The 19,831-nt window shown below is 72.6% G+C and carries 16 protein-coding genes and 1 pseudogene; 10 read left to right on the top strand and 7 right to left on the bottom strand.

Going from position 1 to position 19,831, the window contains the following annotated elements; all coding sequences use genetic code 11:
- The first annotated feature begins 120 nt into the window (after positions 1–120).
- Both I4Q55_RS46395 and I4Q55_RS46390 read left to right on the top strand, forming a co-directional pair.
- The gene (locus I4Q55_RS46395; RefSeq protein ID WP_206797242.1) at positions 121–1,527 is read left to right on the top strand and encodes an RNB domain-containing ribonuclease; all 1,407 of its coding nucleotides are present in this window, start codon (positions 121–123) and stop codon (positions 1,525–1,527) included.
- Complete coding sequence (locus I4Q55_RS46390; RefSeq protein ID WP_206797241.1) at positions 1,524–2,300, top strand: helical backbone metal receptor; 777 nt, start codon at positions 1,524–1,526, stop codon at positions 2,298–2,300. Before I4Q55_RS46395 ends, I4Q55_RS46390 begins: the two co-directional genes overlap by 4 nt.
- Here I4Q55_RS46390 and I4Q55_RS46385 read toward each other — a convergent pair.
- Together I4Q55_RS46385 and gabT are read right to left on the bottom strand one after the other, a co-directional pair.
- Entirely contained in the window at positions 2,272–3,699 is a 1,428-nt protein-coding gene (locus I4Q55_RS46385) for an aldehyde dehydrogenase family protein (RefSeq protein WP_206797240.1), read from the bottom strand. The two genes, I4Q55_RS46390 and I4Q55_RS46385, sit on opposite strands and share 29 nt — an antisense overlap.
- Positions 3,696–5,051 (bottom strand): 4-aminobutyrate--2-oxoglutarate transaminase, encoded by a 1,356-nt coding sequence (gene gabT / locus I4Q55_RS46380; RefSeq protein ID WP_206797239.1) that lies wholly within the window; start codon positions 5,049–5,051, stop codon positions 3,696–3,698. The genes I4Q55_RS46385 and gabT overlap by 4 nt, the downstream gene beginning before the upstream one ends.
- A gap of 100 nt (positions 5,052–5,151) precedes the next feature.
- On the opposite strand from gabT, the gene I4Q55_RS46375 reads away from it, so the two are divergent.
- Complete coding sequence (locus tag I4Q55_RS46375) at positions 5,152–6,603, top strand: PucR family transcriptional regulator (RefSeq protein ID WP_206797238.1); 1,452 nt, start codon at positions 5,152–5,154, stop codon at positions 6,601–6,603.
- 12 nt (positions 6,604–6,615) lie between these two features.
- On the opposite strand, the gene I4Q55_RS46370 is transcribed toward I4Q55_RS46375, so the two are convergent.
- Positions 6,616–7,323, bottom strand: coding sequence for a cache domain-containing protein (locus I4Q55_RS46370; protein WP_206797236.1), 708 nt, complete (start codon positions 7,321–7,323; stop codon positions 6,616–6,618).
- Positions 7,324–7,358: 35 nt separating this feature from the next.
- The gene (locus I4Q55_RS46365) at positions 7,359–8,084 is read right to left on the bottom strand and encodes a FadR/GntR family transcriptional regulator (RefSeq protein WP_206797234.1); all 726 of its coding nucleotides are present in this window, start codon (positions 8,082–8,084) and stop codon (positions 7,359–7,361) included.
- Between the two features lie 75 nt (positions 8,085–8,159).
- Between I4Q55_RS46365 and I4Q55_RS46360 the strand changes: the two genes are divergently transcribed.
- Positions 8,160–9,581 (top strand): gamma-aminobutyraldehyde dehydrogenase, encoded by a 1,422-nt coding sequence (locus tag I4Q55_RS46360; protein WP_206797232.1) that lies wholly within the window; start codon positions 8,160–8,162, stop codon positions 9,579–9,581.
- Here the strand turns inward: I4Q55_RS46360 and I4Q55_RS46355 are convergent.
- Positions 9,556–10,248 carry an SDR family NAD(P)-dependent oxidoreductase gene (locus I4Q55_RS46355; protein ID WP_206797229.1) on the bottom strand — a complete coding sequence of 231 codons (693 nt, stop codon included), beginning with the start codon at positions 10,246–10,248 and terminating at the stop codon, positions 9,556–9,558. The genes I4Q55_RS46360 and I4Q55_RS46355 overlap by 26 nt on opposite strands.
- An 8-nt stretch (positions 10,249–10,256) precedes the next feature.
- Between I4Q55_RS46355 and I4Q55_RS49940 the strand changes: the two are divergent.
- A pseudogene (locus tag I4Q55_RS49940) lies at positions 10,257–10,373 on the top strand (TetR family transcriptional regulator); the annotation flags it as partial.
- A 418-nt stretch (positions 10,374–10,791) separates the two neighbouring features.
- On the opposite strand, the gene pip reads toward I4Q55_RS49940, so the two are convergent.
- The gene (gene pip / locus I4Q55_RS46345; RefSeq protein ID WP_206797228.1) at positions 10,792–11,736 is read right to left on the bottom strand and encodes a prolyl aminopeptidase; all 945 of its coding nucleotides are present in this window, start codon (positions 11,734–11,736) and stop codon (positions 10,792–10,794) included.
- 405 nt (positions 11,737–12,141) lie between these two features.
- On the opposite strand from pip, the gene I4Q55_RS46340 reads away from it, so the two are divergent.
- Positions 12,142–13,071 (top strand): undecaprenyl-diphosphate phosphatase, encoded by a 930-nt coding sequence (locus I4Q55_RS46340; RefSeq protein WP_206797226.1) that lies wholly within the window; start codon positions 12,142–12,144, stop codon positions 13,069–13,071.
- 1 nt (position 13,072) lies between these two features.
- On the top strand, positions 13,073–13,924 hold the full coding sequence (locus I4Q55_RS46335; protein ID WP_206797225.1) for a cytochrome c oxidase assembly protein: 852 nt from the start codon (positions 13,073–13,075) through the stop codon (positions 13,922–13,924).
- 110 nt (positions 13,925–14,034) lie between these two features.
- Here the strand turns inward: I4Q55_RS46335 and panB are convergent, their stop codons facing one another.
- Positions 14,035–14,904 (bottom strand): 3-methyl-2-oxobutanoate hydroxymethyltransferase, encoded by an 870-nt coding sequence (panB, locus tag I4Q55_RS46330; RefSeq protein ID WP_206797223.1) that lies wholly within the window; start codon positions 14,902–14,904, stop codon positions 14,035–14,037.
- Positions 14,905–15,138: 234 nt separating this feature from the next.
- Here panB and lysX point away from each other — a divergent pair, with 234 nt between their 5' ends.
- The 3 genes from lysX to I4Q55_RS46315 all read left to right on the top strand — a co-directional run bounded on the left by lysX (position 15,139) and on the right by I4Q55_RS46315 (position 19,754).
- Positions 15,139–18,462: a bifunctional lysylphosphatidylglycerol synthetase/lysine--tRNA ligase LysX gene (gene lysX, locus I4Q55_RS46325; RefSeq protein ID WP_206797221.1), complete on the top strand. Its 3,324-nt coding sequence runs from the start codon at positions 15,139–15,141 to the stop codon at positions 18,460–18,462.
- Positions 18,463–18,525: 63 nt separating this feature from the next.
- On the top strand, positions 18,526–19,092 hold the full coding sequence (locus tag I4Q55_RS46320; RefSeq protein WP_307793487.1) for a hypothetical protein: 567 nt from the start codon (positions 18,526–18,528) through the stop codon (positions 19,090–19,092).
- A 71-nt stretch (positions 19,093–19,163) separates the two neighbouring features.
- On the top strand, positions 19,164–19,754 hold the full coding sequence (locus tag I4Q55_RS46315; protein ID WP_206797219.1) for a DinB family protein: 591 nt from the start codon (positions 19,164–19,166) through the stop codon (positions 19,752–19,754).
- The last annotated feature ends 77 nt before the right edge of the window (positions 19,755–19,831 follow it).

Here is a 19,831-nt window from a genome sequence, read left to right as displayed (position 1 = left end):
CCCCTTCTGGCAATGGTGACGGTTTTCATTATGCCCCGGCAACGTACACCCGACCGGCCCGCGCCCGATCAGGCGATCTCCGGGCCGGAACCGGGTTAGGGTTGGGGGGTGCCTCCCCTCGTGATCAGGACACACTCGGCGGGCGGGGACTTCGGCCCCCTGCGTGCCGAGTTTTCGCTGCCGGAGTCGTTCGGGCCCGAGGTGCTGGCCGAGGCGGAGGCGGCCGTCCTCGACCCGCTGGCCAGCGCCGGTCCCCGGGAGGACGCGACCGACCTGCCGCTGGTCACCATCGACCCGCCCGGCGCCAAGGACCTCGACCAGGCGATGGTCGTCGAGCGGACCGCGCACGGCTTCCGCGTCCACTACGCCATCGCCGACCTCGCCGCGTTCGTCCCGCCCGGCGGCGCGCTCGACCGCGAGTCGCGGCTGCGCGGGCAGACGCTCTACCTGCCCGACGGCAACGTCCCGCTGCACCCGCCGGTGCTGTCCGAAGGCGCCGCGAGCCTGCTGCCGGGCGAGGTCCGGCCCGCGGTGCTCTGGACCATCGAGACCGACGAAGCCGGCGAGCCGACGTCCACCCGGGTGCGCCGCGCGCTGGTCCGGTCCACCGAGCAGTTCGACTACGAGACGGTGCAGGCCGCACTCGACGCCGGGAACCCGCACCCGTCGGTGGCCGCGCTGCCCGAGGTGGGCCGGCGCCGGCGCGAGCTGGCCGTCCGGCGCGGCGCCGTCGAGCTGCAACTGCCGGAGCAGGAGATCACCGGCGACCCGGACGGCGGCTGGGTGCTCGCCCGCCGCCCGCGCACCGCCGTCGACGCCTGGAACGCCGAGATCTCGCTGCTCACCGGGATGGCCGCGGCGCGGATCATGCTCGACGCGCGGATCGGCGTCCTGCGCACGCTGCCCGACCCGGAGCCCGAGGCCGTCGACTGGCTGCGCCGCTCGGCCGAAGCGCTCGGTATCGCGTGGGCGCCCGAAACGACCGTCTCGGAGTTCCTGTCCAAACTGGACCCGGGGCAGCCGGCGTCGATGGCGCTCTACGCGGACACCACACGGCTGCTGCGCGGCGCGGGCTACACGGCGTTCGACGGCGAGCTGCCCGCGCTGACGACGCACGCGGGCATCGGCGGCTCGTACGCGCACGTCACGGCGCCGATCCGGCGGCTGGTCGACCGGTTCGCGACGGAGATCTGCCTCGCCGTCTCGGCCGGCCGCGAGGTGCCGGAGTGGGTGCGCGCGGCGCTGGCCGACGTCCCGGAGCGGATGAGCGCGTCGGACACCCTCGCCGCGAAGGTCGAGCGCGCGTGCATCGATCAGGTCGAGGCGTGGGTGCTGGCCGAGCACGTCGGCGGCGAGTTCAGCGCGGTGGTGCTGCGCGCGGACGAGAACAAGGCCGAGATCGTCGTCGAGGACCCGACGGTGATGGCGAAGTGCGCGGGGGAACGGCTGACGGCGGGGGAGCGGATCGCGGTCCGGCTGACCGCGGTCGACGTCGAGAAGCGGAAGGTGTCGTTCGAACGCGCATGACGTACCTGGTCGACGATCTCGGGGAACCGGTGCCGCTGTCCGGACCGGCGGCGCGGGTGGTGTCGCTCGTGCCGTCGCTGACCGAAGCGGTCGAGGTGAGCGCGCCGGGACGGCTGGCCGGCGCGACGGACTACTGCACGCATCCGTCCGATTTGGACGTTCCGCGGGTGGGCGGGTCGAAGTACCCGAAGCTGGACCGGGTCCTCGACCTGGCACCGGACCTGGTGCTGGCCAACGCGGAGGAGAACCGCCAGGAGGACGTGGAACGCCTGCGCGCCAACGGGATCCCGGTGTGGGTGATGGCCGCGGCGACGTCCGTGCCGGCCGCGCTGGGCTCGCTGCGGCGCATCCTGACCCAGGCGTACGAGCTGGACGAGCCGGACTGGCTGGTGGCGGCCGAGGAAGCGTGGCGCGACGTCCGGCCGGTGCGCTTCCACGCGGTGGTCCCGGTGTGGCGCAAGCCGTGGGTGGTCCTGGGCCGCGACACGTTCGCCGGCGACGTCCTGCGCCGCGTCGGCGTGGCGAACGTGTATGCGACGGCGGAGGAGCGCTACCCGCGGCCGGACGTGGAGGAGCTGCGGGCGCACCTGAGCGCGGACGCGGACCTGCTGGTGCTGCCGGACGAGCCGTACCTGTTCACGGCGGACGACGGCCCGGACCACTTCCCGGACGCGCGGTACGTCCTGGTCTCGGGCCGCCACCTCACCTGGTACGGACCGTCACTCGTCGAGGCGCACGAGGCCCTTACAGCGTCAATCCCGTCAGAACCGTGACCCGCTCCTCCGTGAAGTCCGCCATCGCCGACGCCGGGCCTTCGCGCCCCACGCCCGAATCCTTCACCCCGCCGTAGGGCATCTGGTCCGCCCGGAAGCTCGGCACGTCGCCGACGATCACGCCACCCACGCGAAGCGCCGCCGACACCTCGAACGCCGTCGGCAGGTCCCGCGTGAACACCCCGGCCTGCAACCCGAAGCGAGACGCGTTGATCCGCGCGACACCCTCGGCCACCGAGCGCACCCGGACCAGGGAAACCACCGGCCCGAACACCTCCTCGGCCATGACCGGCGCGTCCTCCGGGACGTCCGCCAGCACCGTCGGCTCCACCGTCGCGCCCGACCGCGAGCCACCCGTCAGCAGGCGGCCACCCGCGGACACCGCCGACGAAATCCACGACGACACCCGCGAGGCCGTGTCATCGTTGATCAGCGGCCCGACATCGACGCCGTCGGCGCGCGGGTCGCCGGTCCGCAACGCGCGCACCTGCGAAAGCACCTTCTCTGCCAAGGCGTCGTAAACCGAAGTGTGCGCGTACACCCGCTGCACCGAAATGCACGACTGACCCGCCTGGTACATCGCGAACGTCGCGATCCGCTGCGCCGCGAAGTCCAGATCCGTCCAATCGGGACAGACGAGCACCGCGCCGTTGCCGCCGAGCTCCAGTGCCACGTGCTTGCGCGGCACGCGGTCGCGGATCGTCCAGCCCACGGGGACCGAGCCGGTGAACGACACCACCGGCAACCGAGGGTCCGCCACCAGGCGGGACGACGTCTCGTTGTCCACCGGCAGGATCGACCACGAGCCCGCCGGCAGCCCGGCGGAAGCCAGGATTTCGCCGAGCAGCAACGCCGTCAGCGGCGTCGCCGGCGCGGGCTTGAGCACGATCGGCGCGCCCACCGCGATCGCCGGGGCCACCTTGTGCGCCACCAGGTTCAGCGGGAAGTTGAACGGCGTGATGCCCAGCACCGGGCCGCGCGGCACGCGCCGGACCAGCGCCAGCCGGCCCGTGCCGCCCGGGTCCGTGTCGAGCCGCTGCAGCTCGCCCGAGAACCGGCGGGCCTCCTCCGCCGCCCAGCGGAACGTCGACACCGCGCGCCCCACCTCGCCGCGCGCCCACTTCAGCGGCTTGCCCGACTCGGCCGTGATGAGCGAAGCGATCTCTTCGGACCGCTCACCCAGCGATCGGGACACGTGGTCCAACGCCCCGGCGCGGACGTGCGCGGGCAGCGTCGCGAACTCGTCCGCGACGTCGGCGGCGGCCTGCACCGCGGCCTCGACGTCGGACGGCGAAGGCACGAAGTGCGACCCGGCCGGAGAACCGTCGTAAGGGTGCCGGACAGCGGCGGTCGCACCGCCGGTCACCGGCTTCCCGGCGACCCAGAACGGGAACGTCATGCGCCGGCCTCCGTCCGGACCGCGTGTTCGAGCACCGACAGGCCCTCGTCGAGCAGGTCGTCGGCCAGCGACAGCGGCGGCAGCAGCCGGACGACGTTGCCGTACGTGCCGCAGGTCAGCACCACCACGCCGGCGCGGTGGCAGGCGGCCGCGACGCGCTTGGTCAGGTCGGCGCCGGGCTCCGAAGTCCCGGGGCGCACGAACTCCGCGGCCAGCATCGCGCCGCGCCCGCGGACGTCGCCGATCACTCCGGTTTCGGCCGCCAGCGCCCGCAGCCGCGGCAGCACGGCGTTCTCGATGCGCTTCGCCGACGCGGCGAGGTCCTCGGTCTTCATCGTCTCGATCGAGCCGAGCGCCGCGGCGCACGCGATCGGGTTGCCGCCGTACGTGCCGCCGAGGCCGCCCGGCGGGACCGCGTCGAGCAGCTCGGCGCGGCCGGTGACGGCGGACAGCGGCAGGCCGCCCGCGATGCCCTTGGCCGTCGCGATCAGGTCCGGCACCACGTCCTCGTCGGTGGACGCGAACCAGGAACCGGTGCGGCAGAAGCCTGTCTGGACCTCGTCGGCGACGTACACCACGCCGTTTTCGCGGCACCACGCGGCAATCGCGGGCAGGAAGCCGCGTGCGGGTTCGATGAAGCCACCCTCGCCCTGGATCGGCTCCAGGACCACGGCGGCCACCTGGTCGCCGCCGATCTGCTTCTCGATCCGGTCGATGGCCAGCGCCGCCGCTTCGGGGCCGGACAGGCCGTCGCGGAACGGGTACGAGCCCGGCACGCGGTAGACCTCGGGCGCGAACGGGCCGAAGCCGTGCTTGTAGGGCACGGACTTCGCGGTCATGCCCATCGTGAGGTTGGTGCGGCCGTGGTAGGCGTGGTCGAACACGACGACGGCCTGGCGCCCCGTCGCCACGCGCGCGATCTTCACGGCGTTCTCGACCGCTTCGGCGCCGGAGTTGAACAGCACCGACTTCTTCGCGTGGCCGCCCGGCGTCAGCTCGGCCAGCGCCTCGCAGACCTCGACGTACCCCTCGTACGGCGTGACCATGAAACAGGTGTGGGTGAACCAGCAGGCCTGCTTGCGGACGCGGTCGACGACGGCCGGCGCGGAGTGGCCGACGTTCGTCACCGCGATGCCGGAGCCGAAGTCGATGAGCACGTTGCCGTCGGCGTCGGTGAGCAGGCCGCCGCTGGCCGAGGTGACGTAGACGGGCAGCACCGAGCTGACCCCGGCGGCGACGGCGTTCGCGCGGCGCTGCTGCAGCTCGCGCGAGAGCGGGCCGGGGATTTCGGTCTGCAGCCTGCGCTGGCGCGGGGCCGGGGCCTGCGGCGCGGCGGTGGTGCTTGCGGTCACGGCGTCTCCTGGGAAGTCGGTGGACGTCCTCAGGATGAGCGGGACGCGGCCGCCCGTCAGCTGGCCGTTTTGCACAACTTGGCGCGTACAATTGGCCGTTATGGCACTCACGCTGGCCGGACTCGCCGCCGAGCGCCCGCTCGGGCTGCGGGTGCTGACCGGCGACGCCGGCCTGGACCGGCCGATCGGCTGGGTCCACCCGACCGAGCTGACCGACCCGCAGGCCTTCCTCGAAGGCGGCGAGCTGCTGCTCACCACCGGCCTGGCCCTGGACGAGGAGACGTCACCGGCGTACGTGCGCCGTCTCGTGGACGCCGGCGTCGCCGGGCTCGGCTTCGGTGTCGGGCTGAGCCACGAGTCCGTTCCGCGCTCGCTGGTGGCGACGGCGGCGGAGGTGGGCCTGCCGGTGCTGGAGGTGCCGCGGAAGACGCCGTTCATCGCGATCACCCGCGCGGTTTCGCGCGCGGTGGCGGCCGACGAGTACGCGACGACGGTCCGCATCGGCCGGGCCCAGCAGGAACTGACCCGCACGGCAGTCGGCCAGGGCGGCCCGGCGGGCGTGCTGCGCAAGCTGGCGAAGCTCGTCGACGGCTGGGTGCTGCTCTTCGAACGCGCAACCGTCACCGAAGCGGCTCCGGCGAGCGCGCGAGCGTACGGCGAGCCGCTGCGCGAAGAGCTGGAGCGGCTCCGGACCGGCACGCGGGTGGTGTCGCTCGACGGGCAGGAGGTCGTGCTGCAGACCCTCGACACCGGCACGCGGCGGGTGCTCGCGGTGGGCGCGCCGCTCGACACCGCGGGGCGGCACATCGTGAACACCGCCGTCTCGGTGCTTTCGCTGGCGCTGGAACAGGATCGCGCCCAGGCGGCGGCGCGCGAGGCGCTGCGGACCGGGCTGGTCGAGCTGCTCGTGGGCGGCCAGGCCGAGCTGGCGCTGCGCGTACTGGCCGCGACGGGCGGGGAGCCACCGGCGTCGCCGTGGTCGGTACTGGTGTTCCTCGGCCCGCCCGCGGCCCGCCGCAAGCTGCTCGGAGCACTCGACGGAGAGTTGTTCGCGGCGAAGTCCGGGGGTTCGGTGGTCGTCTTCGGGCCGGAGAGCGTGGTCGAGCCGGCCGCCGAGGCGGCGCTGCGGATCGGCGGCCTGCACGGCGGAGTGGCGGGACCGGTCGCCCCACGTGAGTTCGCGGCCGGGCTCGAGCAGGCCGAACTGGCGGCCCAAGCGGCGGAGGCCGAGGACAAGATCCTGGTCTCCGCGGCCGAGCACACCGGCCGCGGCCTGCTGTCGCTGATCGATCCGGTGGTGGCGCAAGCGTTTGCGAACGGTCTGCTGACGCCGTTGCGCCGCCACGACGAAACGGGCCGCGGCGACCTGGTCGAGTCACTGCGCTGCTGGCTGGAGCACCACGGCCACTGGGACGTGGCGGCGGCGAGGCTGGGTGTCCACCGGCACACGCTGCGGAACCGGATCACCAAGGCGCAGGAGCTGCTGGGCCGCGACCTGGACGCACCGGGCGTCCGGGCGGAGCTGTGGGTCGCGCTGCAGACACCCGCTTAGCCCGGTCCCTTGCTAGTCACCGGTCACGAGCACGATCGGCGCATCACCGCACCGCCGCAGCCCCGGCCCCGGTGCCGCGCCCGCCGACCACCACGCCGGGACGCCGGCGTCGCGCACCAGTGACCCCGTCGGCTGCCGGACGCTGTTCGACACGATCACCCGCCCCTGGGCGTTCAGCAACGCCGCCCCGCGCCCGAGCGAACGCAACCGCGGCCGCACCGCGCGTTCGAACTCGCGCACGAAGACGTCCGCGCCCACCACGCCCGCGAAGGAGCCGGACAGCATGACCGGGATCGTGAACGTCAGCGTGTATTCGTCGGTGCACAGGTAATCCACGTACGGGCCGTTGATGTGCCGCCGCCCGGTGTCGCGGGGGACCGTGAACCACGACTGGCGCGTGTAGTCCAGGAAGTTCTCGGCGGCCGGGTCGAGGCTGATGAACAACGGGGCCGGGGGAGACCCGGCCGTCCACCACTCGAAGCCGAACTCCGAATCGGCCAGCACGCGCGGTGCGCTGACGAACCCCGCGCCGGCGACCAGCCCGCCGAGGGCCTCGGTGACCTGCGGGCGGATCCGGTGCAGCGCGGCCGCGGCGGGCGCGTCCGCCAACACCGACCCGGCGGCCGCCAGCAGGGGCTCGAGCCGCTCGAAAACCCCTTCCACCAACGCGGAAACCTGCTCGACGACCTCGTCGCCGTTCAGCGTGCGGGTGTCGTTCACGGTGCTCACCTCGATGCGCGCGAGTGTGCGGAAGTTTACGGGGCGAGCAGCACGTCTGCGAGCCGGTCGAGCGCGCCCAGAACGTGTTCCTCGGTGAGCTTGCGGGCGAGTTCGCCGTCCGCGGCGTCGATGGCGGCGGCGATCGCCGCGTGCTCCTCGTAGGCGCGCGCCGCGGGCCCGAGCGGCAGCCACAGCAGCCCGCCCAGCTCGCTCTGCAGGTGGACCTCGACGCGGGTCAGCCGCGGCGACTGCGCCGCCGCCGCGACCTCCAGGTGGAACTGCCGCTCCGCCCGCGTGAAGCCGATGCCGTGGGCCGTGCGGAGGTCGTCGGTCGCCAGCCGCAGCCGGGCGACGTCCTCGGGTGAGCTGCGCTCGGCGGCGAGCTTGGCGGCGGCGCCGGCGATCGCGAGGTAGTGGTCGCCGACGTCGCGCAGGTCCGACAGCGACACCTCGCGCAGCCGCGCGCGCCAGGCGTCCGACGGCGGGTCGGCCGGCGCGCGGACGAAGCTGCCGCCGCTGCGGCCGCGCCGCGTCTCGACCAGCCCCTGCTGCCGCAACGCCACGAGCGCTTCCCGGACCGTCACGGTCGAGACGCCGAACTGCGCGGCGAGGTCGGCCTCGCTGGGCAGCTGCTCGGAGTCGGTGAGCAGGCCGAGCGTGATGGCGTCGACCAGCCGCGCCGCCACCGCTTCCGCCCGGCCGACCTGGCCGAGCGGCGCGAACATGGCGGATCGCGCGCTGTGCGACATGCCCTGGCGCATCGTGTCCCTCCGGGCCCTTGTCCCATTACATATGGAACTATATGTTTTAGCTCCCGTCAGCACCGAGGAGTCATCGTGCAGGAGCTGAAGCACTACGTCGGCGGAGCCTACGTCGAGTCGAAGTCGGGCCGGACGGCGGAGATCGCCGACCCCGTCACCGGACGCCCCTACTGCACCGCCCCGATCGCCGGGCCCGAAGACGTCGACAACGCGCTGCAGGTCGCCGCGACCGCGTTCGGGACCTGGCGCGCGACCACGCCCGCGCAGCGCCAGCTCGCGCTGCTCAAGCTCGCCGACGCCCTCGAAGCCCGCGCCGAAGAGATCGTCAGAACGGAGTCCGCCAACACCGGGAAGCCGATCGCGCTGACCATGGCCGAAGAAATCCCGATGGTCCTCGACCAGGTCCGCTTCTTCGCCGGAGCCGCGCGCGTGCTCGAAGGCCGCGCCGCGGGGGAGTACCTGGCGGGCCACACCTCCTTCGTGCGCCGCGAGCCGGTCGGCGTCTGCGCGCAGGTCACGCCGTGGAACTACCCGCTGCTGATGGCCATCTGGAAGATCGCGCCCGCGCTCGCCGCCGGCAACACCGTCGTGCTCAAGCCGTCCGACACCACCCCGGCGTCGACGCTGCTGCTCGCCGAGATCGCCGGCGAGTTCTTCCCACCCGGCGTGTTCAACGTGATCTGCGGCGACCGCGACACCGGTCGCGCGCTGGTCGAGCACGACATCCCGGCCATGGTGTCGATCACCGGCTCGGTCCGGGCCGGCATCGAGGTCGCCAGGTCCGCCGCGAACGACGTCAAGCGCGTGCACCTGGAATTGGGCGGCAAGGCGCCGGTCATCGTCTTCGGCGACGCCGACATCGAAGCCGCCGCCGAGGCCATCGCCGTCGCCGGATACTTCAACGCGGGCCAGGACTGCACCGCCGCCACCCGCGTCCTGGTCGCCGACGACGTGCACGACACCTTCGTCGCCGCCCTCACCCGGCAGGCCGAGCACACCCAGACGGGCAAGCCGGACGACGAAGACGTCGCCTACGGCCCGCTCAACAACGCGGCCCAGCTCGAAAAGGTGGCCGGGTTCATCGACCGGCTGCCGGAGCACGCGACCGTCCACTGTGGAGGACACCGGGCCGGCGACGAGGGCTACTTCTACGAAGCCACCGTCGTCTCCGGCCTGAAGCAGGACGACGAGGCGATCCAGAACGAGATCTTCGGCCCGGTCATCACCGTCCAGCGGTTCTCCGGCGAAGCCGAAGCCCTGAAGCTCGCGAACGGCGTCCAGTACGCCCTCGCGTCGTCGGTCTGGACCCGTGACCACCAGCGCGCGATGCGCGCCGCGGCGAAGCTCGACTTCGGCTGCGTCTGGATCAACACGCACATCCCGCTGGTCGCCGAGATGCCGCACGGCGGGTTCAAGAAGTCCGGCTACGGCAAGGACCTCTCGCTCTACGGCCTCGAGGACTACACGCGCGTCAAGCACGTGATGAGCGCGCTGTGAGGGTCGCCGTGCGCGGCCGTCTCCAGTGGACGGACCGGATCGTGCCGCCGTCGACGCGGATCGTCGCGCCGCTCACGTAGGCAGCCGCCGGGCTCACGAGGTAGCCGACCGCGGCGGCTTCGACGGCCGGCCACTCCGTGCCCCAGCCGTGGGCCGGGGCGATTTCCGTGAGCAGCTCGCGCACGGAGTCCACCAGGATCGCGCCGGAGGAAACCACGTTCGACGTCACGCCGGTGCCGGCGAGGTCCCGGGCCGGTGACACCGCGAGGTCGTGCCGCGCGGCCAGTGTCGCTGTGTAGTGCGGCTGCGTGGCCAGAGGCTGGATCGCCAGCCCGCCGAGACGACGTTGGCCTCGTACATCGCGGACCAGTCCTTCGGTGTCGCGTCGGCCCCACCCCAGGTGGTCGTACGCGCCGGCGTTGGTGACCAGGATGTCGACGTCCCCGGCCGCTTCCGCGACCGCGTCGGCTCCCGCGTCGGTCGACAAATCGCCCAGGGCGACCCCGGCCGCGCCGATCGACGCGGCGACCTTCTCCGTCCGGGCCGCATCCCGGCCGTGGACGACGACGGCGGCACCTTCGGCGGCCGGCAGCCGGGCGATCGCCTCGCCGAGGCCCGCGCTGGAGCCGGTGACGAGGGCGCGTTTACCTGCGAGTCCGAGATCCATGAAGCCATATGAGTACCCGCAACGCCGCCGCCACGCGCGACGCGATCCTGGCTTCCGCCGTCGAAGCCTTCACCCGCGCCGGGTACGACGGTGCCGGCGTCCGCGAGATCGCCCAGTCGGCCGGGGTGACCGCGATGCTCGTCAACCGCTACTTCGGTTCGAAGGAAGGACTCTTCGCGGAGGTGGTCGAGCTGTCGCTGGCCGAGCGGACCGTCCTCACCGACGACCCGGCCACGCTCGCCGCGGACCTCGCCGCCTCGCTCGTGCGCCGGACCGCCCCGGACGCCGGGCGGCTCGACCCGTTCCTGCTGGTTCTCCGCTCGGCGGCCACCCCGCGGGCGGCGGAGATCCTGCGCGCGGGAATCGAGCAGCACGTCGAGAAGCACCTGTCGGACCTGGTCCCGGGCCGGGAGAAGACGGGGCCGGCGCTGGTGTTGTCGGTGATCGCCGGGTTCTGGCTGATGCGCGCTCATCGGGAGCACGGAGCTGACCCGCACGGACGAAGATGCCGTGCGGCGCAAGCTGGCGCAGGTGTTCGCCGTCCTACTCGCGGAATGAGTCCGTCGCCGCCCGCAGTGCCGCCAGGACGCCCGGGTCCGTCACCGCGTGCCCGGCGCCCTCGAGCAGCTTCAGCTCCGACCCCGGCCACGCCCGGTGCAGCTCGTACGCCGTCACCGGCGGGCACACCGTGTCGTACCGGCCCTGGACGATCACGCCCGGGATGCCCGCGAGCTTGGCCGCGTCCCGGATCAGCTGGCCCTCGTCGAGCCAGGCGCCGTGGCGGAAGTAGTGGACCGCGAGCCGGGCGAACGGCAGCGCGAACGCCGGGTCGGCGTACTGGCGGACGAACGACTCCTGGGGCAGCACCGAAACCGTCGCGCCTTCCCAGGTGCTCCACGCGACCGCCGCGCGGTGGCGGACCTCCTCCGCCGGGTCGTCGAGCAGCACGGCGTACCCGGCGAGGGGGTCGTCCCGCAGCGACGCCGGGAGCGGTACGAGGAAGGCCTCCCACTCGCGCGGGAACAGGTGGGCCGCCCCGCCGCGGTAGATCCAGTCCAGCTCGCTCCGCCGCACGGTGAACACGCCCCGCAGGATGATCTCGCTGACGCGCGCGGGGTGCGTCTCGGCGTAGGCGAGGGCGAGGGTCGCGCCCCACGAACCGCCGAACAGCTGCCAGCGCTCGATGCCGAGCCGTTCGCGCAGCAGTTCCATGTCGGCGACCAGGTGCCACAGCGTGTTCGCCGTGAGGTCGCCCGCGTCCGGCGTCGACTGCCCCGCTCCGCGCTGGTCGAACAGGACGATCCGGTAGGCCGCCGGGTCGAAGTGCCGCCGGGCCATCGGCGCGATCCCGCTGCCCGGGCCGCCGTGCAGCACCACGACCGGCTTCCCGGCCGGGTTGCCCGCCTCCTGGCACCGGATGCGGTGCCCGTCGCCGGTCTCCAGGAACCCTTCGGCGCGCGGGGCGATCGGCGGGTAGAGCTCATCCATGCCGGTCACTGTCCCCTAAGGCGATCTGTCTCATGGATGTGACATTTTGCCGTAGGGTCTCGGCGGTCGCCCCGACGCCCCGCCGCCGAGCGCCGGGACGACGGCCGAGAAAGGTGGGGACCCGCCCCCGCCGCCGGGCTGAGCGGGTCCCCGGTCCGAGGGCGTCAGCCGCGGCAGGCAGTCCGCTCACGCATTTCGATCCTCCTCGTCGAGGGTTCGATGCTTGGTCGTGGCGGCGACGGGCCAAACGCTAAGCCATAAGCCGAACATCGGTCAAGGACATGACTGATGTTCATGGATGTGAACGCCAGCTGTGGGGACGCTGAGCCCCTTGCCCGCGGCTTGCGAAAGGGCCGGTACTTTCGGTCTCGGAATTTCGACGGGTCTTCGAAAAAGAGGTACGGAATGTCCGCGGTGACCTATGTCGAGGCGATTGTCGTCGGTGCGCTGCAAGGTGTGTCGGAATTGTTTCCGGTGTCCAGTCTCGGTCACAGCGTCCTGCTGCCCGCCTGGCTCGGCGGTTCGTGGCAGCGCGACCTGACCATCGGGAAGGACTCGCCGTACCTCGCGGTGCTGGTGGCGATGCACGTCGCCACCGCGCTCGCGCTGGTCCTGTTCTTCCGCAAGGACTGGGTGCGGATCATCGGCGGCCTCTGGACGTCGCTCCGCCACCGCGAGGTCCGCACGCCCGACCAGCGGCTCGCCTGGCTGCTGGTGCTCGCCACCATCCCGGTCGGGCTGGCCGGCCTGCTCCTGGAAAGCCTGCTGCGCGACTTCCTCGGCAAGCCGGTGCCGTCGGCGATCTTCCTCGCGCTCAACGGCGGTGTCCTCTACGCCGCCGAGAAGTTCTCGCGCCGCAAGCCCGTCGGGGAGGAAGCGGACACTGTGGACTTCTCCACCGAGGACACCCTGGTCATGCGGGCGATCTCGGTCGAGGAGGCGACCGACGTCCGGCTGGCGAAGCTGCGCGTCGGCGAGGCGGTGCTGATCGGTGCCGCGCAGATCCTCGCGCTGCTGCCGGGCATCAGCCGCTCGGGCATCACGATGGTCGCCGGCCTGCGTCGCGGGCTGGGTCACGAGGACGCGGCCCGCTTCGCCTTCCTGCTCGCCACGCCGGTGATCCTCGCCGCGGGCGTGCTCAAGATGCCGACGCTGTTCGCCCCGGAAAACCAGGCGTCCCTCGGTCCCGCGCTCGTCGGCAGCGTCATCGCCGGGGTCGCTTCGTACATTTCTGTCCGTTTTCTCACAGGATACTTCGAAACGCGCACTCTGACCCCGTTCGCCATTTACTGCGTGGTCGCCGGAATCGGCAGCCTGATCTACTTCGCGGTGTGACATGCCGCTGACGTTGGATGTTCCGGCCGTTCTCGGCGTGCTCGTCTCGGGCACGCTCTACGTCCGCGCGGCCCGCCGCCGCGACTGGCCGCCGGGCCGCACGACGGCGTTCCTCGCCGGGCTCGCGACGATCCTGGCCGTCACCTGCTCCCCGCTGGCCGGCTACGACACGACGTTCTTCTGGGTCCGCGCGGTCCAGACGGTCACCCTGCTGATGATCACGCCGCTGCTGCTCGCCCTGGGTGCCCCCATCCGGCTGCTCCTGGACACCTTCCCGGGCACGACGTGGCTGCGGCGGCACGGCCGCGGCCCGCTCGCCCGCGCGCTGACGTTCCCGCCGGTCGTCACGGTCGTCCTGATCGCCCCGGTCCTGGTGCTGTACCTGACGCCGCTCTACGACCTCACGCTGCGCTCGCCGCTCGTCGACGGCCTGGTCCGGCTCGTTCTCGTGCTGGCCGGCTTCACGTACTTCTGGACGCGCCTGGGCCTCGACCCGACGCCGCGCGAGGACCCGCACCTGGTGTCGGTGTGGATCGCCTTCGCCGAGGTCGTCTTCGACGGCGCGCTCGGCCTGGTGCTGTGGCTCGGCCCGCTGCTCGCCCCGGCGCACTACGCGGCCGCGCACCCGGGCTGGGGCCCGGACCCGCGCACCGACCAGATCATCGGCGCGGGCGTGCTGTGGATCGGCGGCGACGTCGCCGGCCTGCCGTTCGTCGTCGCGTTGTTCGTGCGGTGGGCCCGCGACGACGAACGGCGTGCGAAGCAGATCGACACCCAGCTGGACGAGACGCCGTCGACCGGCCTGTGGTGGGAGCAGGACCCGGCCCTGGCGGAACGGTTCCGCCGCCGATGACCCCGGCTCGCAAGCGCCCCAATGTGGCCTTCGGTGCGTTGAACGCACCGAAGGCCGCCTTGGGTGCGTTCAACGCAACCAAGGCCACCTTGGGACGCTCGGGTTCAGGGTCAGTCGTGGAACGCGTGCTCCGGTGCCGGGAACTCCCCGCGCCGGACGTCCTCGGCGAACGCCGTGGCCGCGTCCTGCAGCACCGTCGCGACGTCGGCGTAGCGCTTGACGAACCGCGGTGCCTTGCCCCGCCGCAGCCCGGCCATGTCCTGCCAGACGAGCACCTGCGCGTCGCAGTCCGGGCCGGCGCCGATGCCGACCGTCGGGATCTTCAGCTCCGCCGTGACGCGCTTGGCGGCTTCGGCGGGCACCATCTCCATCACGACCGCGAACGCCCCGGCCTCCTGCAGCGCCAGCGCGTCGGCGAGCAGCACGTCCGCTGCTTCGCCGCGCCCCTGCACCCGGTAGCCGCCGAGGTTGTGTTCACTCTGCGGGGTGAATCCGATGTGGCCCATGACCGGCACGCCCGCCGACGTCAGCGCCTCGACGTGCGCGGCGAACCGCCGGCCGCCCTCGAGCTTCACGGCGTGCGCGCGGCCCTCCTTCATGAACCGCACCGACGTCTCCAGCGCCTGCTGCGGCGAGAGCTGGTAGGAACCGAACGGCAGGTCCGCCACCACCAGGGCGCGCTTGACCGACCGGGTGACCGCCCGGACCAGCGGCAGCAGCTCGTCGACCGTCACCGGCAGCGAGGTGTCGTAGCCGAAGACGTTGTTGGCCGCGGAGTCGCCGACGAGCAGCACGGGGATCCCGGCCTCGTCGAACAGGGCGGCGGTGTACATGTCGTACGCGGTGAGCATGGGCCACGGTTCGCCGCGTTCCTTGAGCTCGCGCAGGTGGTGGACGCGGACCTTCCGGCCCGGTGGGCGGGCCGCGGGAGCGGCGGATCCGGTGCCGTAGGGAGCGGGTTCTTCGGCGCTGGCAGTCATCGTCGACCGTCCTTCCCTCGAGGCCTCGCTGAGGTCCCCGGGTCGTGGAGCAGAGGCGTCTCAAAGCGTGACACGCCCCCGGACCGGCGCAGGCGACGTGCGACAAGCTTCACACCGCCGGGGACCACCGGCCGTCAGCCTTCAGGTTGATGCCGGGGGACAACCGATGCGGGTTCACTTACGTCAAGAAGAGGCATGACCACCGACCGGCCGCGAAAGGCGACGAAAACACCCATGGGAAACCCCGCGAGCCCGCGCCGTCGCCTGCCCGTCTGGAAGGCGAAGGCGGGCGGCGTCGTCGCGACCGTGGTCCAGCTGGCCGCGGTGTTCTCGGTGATCCTGCTCTTCGCCGGCGGCGCACACGGCCGCCTGCTCAACGGCATCGACATGGCCTTCTCCGGCCTGAGCGTGCCGACCAGCGAGAGCCTGGTCATGGTGCTGCTGCTGGTGGTGCTCGGCAGCGCCCTGCGCCGCCGCAAGAAGGCCGCGCTGTACACGCTGGTGCTGTTCCAGATCGGCGGGCTGCTGCTCACCCTGGCCCTGCAGGCCACCCTCCTGTGGTCACCCGAACTGCTGACGCTCGGCCCGAAGCAGGTCCGGCACATCCCCGCCCAGCTGTGGGTGCTGACCATCGCCGACATCGTCTCGATCGGGCTGATCGTGTTCCTGCTCGCGCTGCGCCCGGCCTTCCCGGCCCGGCTCGCGCCGAGCGCCTGGCGCGACGGCCTGAGCATGCTGTTCGGCGGGTTCGCCGCGGTCATCCTGGTCGGCTGGGCGCTGGCGTCGGCGTTCCCGGGCCACCTCGGCGACGCGTGGGAGAGCTTCGCCTGGGTCGTCAACCACGCCACCGGTGAGAACCTGCAGCTGCGCCGGATCGGGGTCGGCGAAGGCCCCGCCTGGCTCGACGTGTTCCTCGACCTCAGCGCGACCGCGGTCGCCACCGCGGCGCTGTACCTGCTCTTCCGCGGCGTGCGCAGCCGCGCCCTGCGGACCGACGAAGACGAGCTCCGCCTGCGGCAGCTGCTCGCCGAACACGGCGAGGACGACTCCCTCGGCTACTTCGCCACCCGGCGCGACAAGAGCGTCGTCTTCGCGCCGAACGGCCGCGCGGCGGTCACCTACCGCGTCCTCGGCGGCACCAGCGTCGCCAGCGCCGACCCGGTCGGCGACCCGGAGGCGTGGCCCGACGCGGTCCGCGCGTGGCTCGACGAGACACGCACGTACGGCTGGACACCAGGCGTGCTCGGGGCGAGCGAGCGCGGCGCGAAGGTGTACACCGAGGCGGGCCTGCGGGCCCTCGAAATCGGCGACGAAGCGGTGCTCGACGTCCGCGAGTTCAGTCTCGCCGGACCGGAGCGGCGCTCGGTGCGCCAGGCCGTCAAGCGCATCGAGCGCGCCGGCTACACCTCGCGCGTCCGCCGCCACGGGGAGATCCCCGAGGCCGAGATGACCGAGCTGCTCGCGCGGGCGCAGGCCTGGCGCGGCGCCGAGACCGAACGCGGCTTCTCGATGGCGCTCGGCAGGCTCGGCGACCCCAGCGACGGCCGCAGCGTGATGGTCGAGGCCTACGACGCCCACGGCGAGCTGCGCGGGCTGCTGTCGTTCGTCCCGTGGGGCCGCCGCGGGCTTTCGCTCGACCTCATGCGCCGCGACCGCGACGCCGAGAACGGCCTCAACGAGTACATGATCGCCGAGACCGTCGCGGCCGCGCAGCACCTCGGCGCGCAGCGGATCTCGCTCAACTTCGCGATGTTCCGCGCGGTGTTCTCCGAGGGCGAGCGGATCGGCGCGGGCCCGGTGCTGCGGGCCTGGCGCGGGGTGCTGAGCGTGTTCTCGCGGTTCTTCCAGCTGGAGTCGCTGTATCGGTCCAACGCCAAGTACGGGCCGGACTGGGAGCCGCGGTTCCTCTGCTACTCCTCGGCCCGGCGGCTGCCGCGTGTCGGGATCGTCGCCGGCGCGCTCGAAGGCTTCGTCCCGACCGGCCGGGCGCGGTCGCTGCGGCTGGAGACGGTCAGTGACGGCTTCGTCGCCCGTGTCAAGGAGATCGAGGAGTCGGCGGCGACGCCGGTGCCGAAGACCGTGCGGCGGCCCGAGCAGGTCCGCGTCCGGATCGCCAAGCTCGACAAGCTGCGCGAGGCCGGGATCGACCCGTACCCGGTCGGCTTCCGCCGCGACGACCACATCGGGGACGTCGTCGCGAAGTACGGCGGCCTGGCCCCGGACACCGCCACCGGGCACCGCGTCCGGATTGCCGGGCGCGTGCTGAACCTGCGCGTCCTCGGCGGCCTGTGCTTCGCCCGCGTCAAGGACTTCAGCGGCGAGATCCAGCTGATGCTGGAGGCCGGCGAGCTCGACCTCACCCGCTGGCGGACCGGCGTCGACCTCGGCGACCACGTCGGCGTCAGCGGCCAGGTCGTGACGTCGAAGCGGGGCGAGCTCTCGGTGCTCGTCGACGAGTGGACGGTCACCGCGAAGTGCCTGCACCCGCTGCCCGACAAGCGGAAGGGCCTCACCGACCCGGAGACGCGGGTCCGGCAGCGCTACCTCGACCTGGCGGTCAATCCGGACTCGACAAGCATGCTGCGGCTGCGGTCCACAGTGGTCCGCGCGGTGCGCGACCGCCTGCACCACGCCGACTACCTCGAGGTCGAGACGCCGATGCTGCAGACGGTGCACGGCGGCGCCAACGCCCGGCCGTTCGTCACCCACATCAACGCCTACGACATGCGGATGTACCTGCGGATCGCGCCCGAGCTGTACCTCAAGCGGCTGTGCGTGGCCGGCGTCGAGCGCGTCTTCGAGCTCAACCGCAACTTCCGCAACGAAGGCGTCGACGCGACCCACAACCCCGAGTTCACGATGCTCGAGGCGTACCAGGCGTACGCGGACTACGACACGATGCGGACGCTGACCCGCGAGCTGGTCCAGCACGCGGCCGAAGCCGCGTACGGCGCCCAGATCGTCCGGCGGCCCGACGCGGCCGGCAAGCTCGTCGAGTACGACATCTCCGGCGACTGGCCGGTGGTCCCCGTCCACGAAGCCGTCTCGGCGGTGTTCGGCGAGCAGATCGACTCGGGGACGTCCGTGGCCGACCTGCGCCGCCTGTGCGTGGCCGCCGGCGTGCCGGTGGGGGAGGACCCGGGCCACGGCGACCTCGTGCTCAAGGCGTTCGAGCACCTCGTCGAGGGCGCGACGGTGCTGCCGACGTTCTACACCGACTACCCGACCGACGTCTCGCCGCTGACCCGCCAGCACCGCGTGGACCCGCGCCTGGCCGAGCGCTGGGACCTGATCGCGTTCGGCTCCGAGGTCGGCACGGCCTACACCGAGCTGACCGACCCGATCGAGCAGCGCCGGCGGCTCGAGAGCCAGTCGCTGCGCGCGGCCAGCGGCGACGTCGAGGCGATGGAGCTGGACGAGGACTTCCTGCTCGCCCTGGAGCACGGGATGCCGCCGACCGGCGGGCTCGGTCTGGGCGTCGACCGGCTGCTGATGATGCTCACCGGGGCGTCGATCCGCCAGACGGTCCTGTTCCCCTTCGTCCGACCGCAGGCATAACGAGTAGGTGGACCTGGTCACGGCGACGGGCCGGGACGCGGCCGGTCGCTTACGCTCTGCCTCGTGCGCACGGCTCGGATCGCCTCGGCCCTCCTGATGGGGGTGGCCGTCCTCGCGTATTCGGGGTGGCTGCTGGAGTTCTTCCTGCCCACCGGCGTCTCGCCGGTGCGGGACCCGGTGGAGGCCCTGTTGACCGGGCCGCCGGTGTTCCGGGTGCTGCTCGCCGTGTCGGGCGTCGCCTTCCTGCTCGCCGGGCCCCCGCTGCACCGGCTCGGGCCGGTCCAGTGGTCGGCGCGGCTCAGCTCGATCTCGGTCAGCGCGTTCGGCGCGCTCGTGCTGCTGCAGGCCGCCTACCCCGAGCGCAGCCTCCTGCTGTCGTCGCTGCTCAGCGTGGTTCTGGTGGCCGGGGTGATCAGCCTGATCCTGTGGTGGCCGCCGGGCTGGCGCGCGCTCGCGGTCGCCGGCCTGGTCGTGGTGCTGGTGACCTGGCTGGCCGTCGTCCTCGCCCGGCAGCTGGACGCCTACGAGGGCGTGCTGACGCGCTTCCAGCTCCTGGTCCGCGCGGTGCTGTACGGCGTCGGCGGGGCGTACGCCTTCGTCAAGCCGGCGCCGCGGCACGCACACCGATAGCGGGATTCCCGCCCGGAATGCCGGTGGTGGGTGGCACGATCGCCGCAGGTAACCCCGACGGAAGGATCGACATGGCGGGAAACGTGCGCCCGGTGGCCGACGAGCGTGACGGGCTGCTGAGCTTCCTGGAGCAGCAGCGGTACGTGCTCAGGTTGGCGGCACTCGGGCTGACGGACGAACAGGCGAGAGCGACGTCGACGAAGAGCTCGCTCTCGGTGGGCGGGCTGATCAAGCACGTCGCGGCCACCGAGGACAGCTGGCTGGACACGATCCTGCAGGTGCCGCAGAAGCCGTTCGGCGAGGCGATGGCGGAGTACCAGGACGCGCACCGCCTGCGCCCCGACGAGACCCTGGCGGGCGCGCTGGCCCGCTACGACGAGGTGGCGGCCCGCACGGCGGAGGTCATCGCGGGCATCGACGACCTCGGCCAGCCGGTCCCGGTGCCGAAGGGCGTCCCGTGGTTCCCGCAGGACGTCGAGGCCTGGTCGGTCCGCTGGGTCCTGCTCCACCTGATCCAGGAGACGGCCCGCCACGCGGGCCACGCGGACATCATCCGCGAGCACCTCGACGGCGCCACGGCGATGCCCCTGATGGCAGCGGCCGAGGGCTGGCCGGAGTCCCCGTTCATCAAGCCCTGGACCCCGGAGTCCCAACCCGCCTGACCGGGCCCCGGGGGGCGGGCCCCGCCGCGCGCCCCCCCGGGGGTGCAAACAACCCGGGTGGCAACCCCCACACCCCC

Origin of the sequence: Amycolatopsis sp. MtRt-6, assembly GCF_017308975.1 — a bacterium.
GTDB lineage: Bacteria > Actinomycetota > Actinomycetes > Mycobacteriales > Pseudonocardiaceae > Amycolatopsis.
The sequence above is the reverse complement of the archived record's forward strand: the minus strand, read 5'-3'. Positions and strand labels throughout refer to the sequence as shown.

Excerpts from the sequence above, each read along its gene's own strand:
- I4Q55_RS46390 (WP_206797241.1), top strand. The coding sequence starts at position 1,524 with ATGACGTACCTGGTCGACGATCTCGGGGAACCGGTGCCGCTGTCCGGA.
- I4Q55_RS46385 (WP_206797240.1), bottom strand. The coding sequence starts at position 3,699 with ATGACGTTCCCGTTCTGGGTCGCCGGGAAGCCGGTGACCGGCGGTGCG.
- I4Q55_RS46375 (WP_206797238.1), top strand. The coding sequence starts at position 5,152 with ATGGCACTCACGCTGGCCGGACTCGCCGCCGAGCGCCCGCTCGGGCTG.
- I4Q55_RS46365 (WP_206797234.1), bottom strand. The coding sequence starts at position 8,084 with ATGCGCCAGGGCATGTCGCACAGCGCGCGATCCGCCATGTTCGCGCCG.
- I4Q55_RS46355 (WP_206797229.1), bottom strand. The coding sequence starts at position 10,248 with ATGGATCTCGGACTCGCAGGTAAACGCGCCCTCGTCACCGGCTCCAGC.
- pip (WP_206797228.1), bottom strand. The coding sequence starts at position 11,736 with ATGGATGAGCTCTACCCGCCGATCGCCCCGCGCGCCGAAGGGTTCCTG.
- I4Q55_RS46340 (WP_206797226.1), top strand. The coding sequence starts at position 12,142 with ATGTCCGCGGTGACCTATGTCGAGGCGATTGTCGTCGGTGCGCTGCAA.
- I4Q55_RS46335 (WP_206797225.1), top strand. The coding sequence starts at position 13,073 with ATGCCGCTGACGTTGGATGTTCCGGCCGTTCTCGGCGTGCTCGTCTCG.
- panB (WP_206797223.1), bottom strand. The coding sequence starts at position 14,904 with ATGACTGCCAGCGCCGAAGAACCCGCTCCCTACGGCACCGGATCCGCC.
- lysX (WP_206797221.1), top strand. The coding sequence starts at position 15,139 with ATGGGAAACCCCGCGAGCCCGCGCCGTCGCCTGCCCGTCTGGAAGGCG.
- I4Q55_RS46315 (WP_206797219.1), top strand. The coding sequence starts at position 19,164 with ATGGCGGGAAACGTGCGCCCGGTGGCCGACGAGCGTGACGGGCTGCTG.